Genomic DNA, 4,277 nt, shown 5'->3' on the forward strand with positions numbered 1-4,277 from the left:
TGGAAATGAAATTAAATATTTTAATCAAATTAGTGACAAATATTATTCTCATGTATATACTTATATTAAATAAAAAATTAAAAGGCGGGTTAATTGTGGAGAGTATAAAAAACTTTGAAAAACCTAAAAATTTATGGAATAAAAACTTTTTTTTATTGTGGCAAGGTCAGTTAGTATCTTGTCTTGGAGATGCATTTTACTCTATCGCTTTAGGGTTTTGGGTTCTAGATAAAACAGGATCGTCATCTATAATGGGAATACTAATGGCAGCTATAAGTTTACCTAGGATTATAATTGGGCCTTTTGCAGGAGTTATAGTAGATAGATTTGATAGAAAAAAGATGATAATTTTAGGAGATCTAATAAGAGGGATTGGGATTTTATTTGTAGGTTATGCAGCATATAAAAACATATTAGAAGTTTGGATGGTTATTTTAATTGGAGTAATATGTGGTATATGTTCTGCATTTTTCAATCCGGCAATAAGTTCAGTTATTCCAGATTTAGTTTCTAATGATAACATAGTAAAAGCAAACTCAGCACAGCAAATGGCAGTGTCAACAACAAGTCTAGTAGGTAGCCTTTCAGGTGGGTTTATATATTCAATTCTGGGAGCTTCAGTAATGTTTATATTTAATGGAATAAGTTATATTATATCAACTGTAACTGAAATGTTTATAAGTATACCTAAAGTAGAGCAAAAAGAATCAAAATTGACATTTAGAGAAGATTTTAAAGAAGGACTAAACTTTACATTTGGATTCAGGGGTTTAGTTGTATTGCTTGCTGTATGTTTTGCGTTAAATTTTTTCTTTGCTATTTTTTCGATACTTTTAAGACCATGGTTTATGATGGAAGAATCTTTGGGAGTGGCAAGATATGGAGTTATATCTGCTTTCCAAAGTATAGGGATGATTGTAGCAAGTATATTACTTACAAATATAAATATAAAAGCTGAAAATAGAGCTAAAACAATGCTTATATCATTATTTTTAACAATTATATTTTTCTTTTTAGGAGTACTTATAAATAAATTTTATGTAATGTGCGTATGCTTTTCTTTTGGGTTATTTTTTAATACAATATCAAATACCGTTATGATGGCATCAATGATGGTTACGGTTCCACAAGATATGAGAGGTAAAGTGATGAGCATAGTGATGACTTGTTCTATAGCTATACAACCAATAGGAACATTAATAGGTGGATTTCTTGGAGATATTTTTTATCCAAGAAGTATTATGTTAGGGTGCTTTTTAATTTGTATAATAGGATGTATACCTTTATTTCTTAGCAGTAGTACCAAGAAAGTTTTAAACTATAATCCTGAGATTCAAAACTTAGAAGATATAAAGATGTGAGATATTAATAAATTTTAATGTGTAGTTGATTAACATAAAATGCATAATAATACTTTTAAAAACTGTAAAAATTATAGATAATTACAGTTTAAGGAGGTAATTTTTATGACAAATAAACCGTTAGTAAGTAATGCAAAAAAAGCTTTAAATCAAATGAAGTTAGAAATGGCTGGAGAATTAGGAATACAAAGTGAACATGTTAATGGAGCGAATAAGACATCGTATGAAGCTGGATTTATGGGTGGAAATTTAGGTGGAATGATGAGTAAAAAATTAGTCGAATTAGGAGAAAGAGAACTAATTAGAGAATATAATAATAAAAAATAATAACTAATTGGGCTAAAATTTAGCCCAATTTTCAAATTGTTTTTTTATGTTTAAATTTGGAAATTATAAGCGAGATAAGAGAAAACTTGATATAATATTACTTGATAGGGCAAATTCATATAAAAGATACTAAACAAGTAAGGGTTGGGGGAGAATGATACAAAAAAACAAAATAAATATATTATGTATTTTAGTTGGATTAGCATGGTTTTTGCTTTTTAATATAACATATGCATCTGAAAAAGAAAAGCATGTTCTATTTATAAGTTCTTATAATCCTAATGTTGAAACGTTTTCAGACCAAATTGAAGGAATACAATCTGGAATAAGTGAAGATGTAAATCTTCAAATTGAATATATGGATTCAAGAACATTTTTAGGAGAAGAAAATAAAGAAAAATTTTATGAATTATTGAAACAAAAGCTAAGAGGTAAAAAAGGATATGATGCTGTTATTTTAGGAGATGACCAAGCTTTTGGGTTTGGAATGGAACATAGAGATGAACTATTTAAAAACACTCCAATAATATTTTTAGGAGTAAGCTCTAATAATAGTATTGAATTAGCAAAAAAATCAAAATTAGTTTATGGTGTAACAGAACCACAATCTATAAAAGGAAATATAGACTTAATAAGAAAACTTCATAAAAATAAAGACATAACAATTGTAACTGATGCATATTCAAATTCTCTAAATTTAGATTATAACCTAGATGTATTAAAAAAAGAATTTAAAGACACAAAATTTAATTTGATTTCTTTAAAAGATATGAGCTTTGAAGAACTTAAAAAGAAATTAAAAACTTTAGGAGATAATGATGTATTGTTTGTAATGTATGCATATAGAGACAAATTTGGAAATGTAAAGTCTATAAAAGGTTCGTACAAGCTAATTAGTGAAAGTACAAATGTACCTATATATTCAACTATGAATTATGGTATTGAATGTGGATTTGTTGGAGGGAAGGTAGTTAGTCATATTGAACAAGGAAAAGAAGCTGGTAAGATAGTTAAGGAAATACTAAACGGAGAAGAACCAAAAGAAAAAATTATTGATGGTAATAAGATAGATAATTATATATTTGATTATAATAAGTTGAAATTTTATAATATAAACATAAAAAAGCTACCAAGTGAGTCTCAGGTAGTTAATAGTCCAATTGATACTCTTTATAAATATAAAGACATGGTATATGGGTATTTATCATTAACAATAAGTTTGTTGATTGTTATAGCTTCATTAATATTATATACTATAAAAAAAATAAACTATCAGAAAGAGTTAATAAAAGCAAAAGAAACAGCAGAGAGTATGCATAAATCACAAAGTAATTTTATATCTAACATTAGTCATGAGTTAAGGACTCCCGTTGCTGTTATAATGTCTGCAAATCAAATATTAGATATTAATATACAAAAAGTTAATAACAGTTACTCGGAAAGTAATTTGAATAAAATAAATATAATAAAACAAAATTGTAATAGGCTTTTAAGACTTACTAATAATATTATTGATATAGCTAAAGTTGATTCTGGATTTATGAACTTAAAATTAAAAAATGTAGATATAATATTTTTATTAGAAAGTATAGTAACATCTGTTATACCATATGCTGATTGTAAGAGTATAGATATAATATTTGACACTAATTGTGAAGAATTAATTATGAGTGTAGATCCAGATAAAATAGAAAGAATTGTATTGAATCTAATATCAAATGCTATTAAATTTTCAAAAGACAATACAAAAGTATATATAAATGTAAACGTAGATGAATATAAAGATATTCTTGAATTTTCAGTAAGAGACACTGGAATTGGAATGAAATCTAAAGACTTGGAAAGAATATTTGATAGGTTTACGCAAGTTGATGATATTATGGTCAGAAAAAACGAAGGAAGTGGAATAGGTCTATCACTTGTTAAGATATTTACAAATATGCATAAAGGTGATGTTATTGTAAATTCAAAACTGGGAGAAGGTAGTGAGTTTATAGTAATGTTACCTATACAAGTTATTGAAGCTGGCGAAGATGATGATTTTGAGATAAATTCTTATAGTTCAAGAAACTCAAAAACTGCAGTAGAATTTTCGGATATAAATTTCTAGATATATTAAAGAATGGCATGTATATAATTTAAATTATATCATGCCATTAATCTTAACCTCTTTTTTTCTGAAGTTCTAAGTACTCATTTAAAACATCATCATAAATTTCATCTTCTGTAGTTACAAAAGAAGCTCTAGTCCAAAGGCTTTCTAAATGATTAAGGTGATCAAACTCACTTCTCAAAACTTTGGAAGAACTTATCTTAAATTTGACAATAATATCATGTGGACTTATATCAGAAAGAGCATTAACTTGAAGTTTACAGTAATCATCTCCACAATATATAGATAAGATTTTTATATTTAAAAGTTCTGCTTCAGACTTTATTACATCATAAAATCTTTTTTTCACCTCATCATTCTCAAAAATCTTTCTTCTATATCTAGGACAAAATATGTAGTTATACTTCAAATAACTTATTCTTTTTTTATCTATTCTATATTTTTCTCTCATATAAATATATTACATATTAAATTTA

General features: G+C 26.4%; 4 protein-coding genes. 3 read left to right on the top strand and 1 reads right to left on the bottom strand.

The features are described from left to right. The 3 genes from VN21_RS03195 to VN21_RS03205 all read left to right on the top strand — a co-directional run. Nucleotides 1–1,361: MFS transporter (locus VN21_RS03195; RefSeq protein WP_084821920.1), on the top strand; the 1,361-nt coding region annotated here is incomplete at its 5' end. A 105-nt stretch (nucleotides 1,362–1,466) separates the two neighbouring features. Continuing rightward, on the top strand, nucleotides 1,467–1,688 hold the full coding sequence (locus VN21_RS03200; protein ID WP_046822018.1) for an alpha/beta-type small acid-soluble spore protein: 222 nt from the start codon (nucleotides 1,467–1,469) through the stop codon (nucleotides 1,686–1,688). 154 nt (nucleotides 1,689–1,842) lie between these two features. After that, nucleotides 1,843–3,798, top strand: coding sequence for a sensor histidine kinase (locus VN21_RS03205; protein ID WP_052951968.1), 1,956 nt, complete (start codon nucleotides 1,843–1,845; stop codon nucleotides 3,796–3,798). A 52-nt stretch (nucleotides 3,799–3,850) separates the two neighbouring features. On the opposite strand, the gene tnpA is transcribed toward VN21_RS03205, so the two are convergent. Next, on the bottom strand, nucleotides 3,851–4,252 hold the full coding sequence (gene tnpA, locus VN21_RS03210; protein WP_046822019.1) for an IS200/IS605 family transposase: 402 nt from the start codon (nucleotides 4,250–4,252) through the stop codon (nucleotides 3,851–3,853). Nucleotides 4,253–4,277: the final 25 nt, after the last annotated feature.

This window comes from Paraclostridium benzoelyticum, from assembly GCF_001006285.1.
Taxonomy (GTDB): domain Bacteria; phylum Bacillota; class Clostridia; order Peptostreptococcales; family Peptostreptococcaceae; genus Paraclostridium; species Paraclostridium benzoelyticum.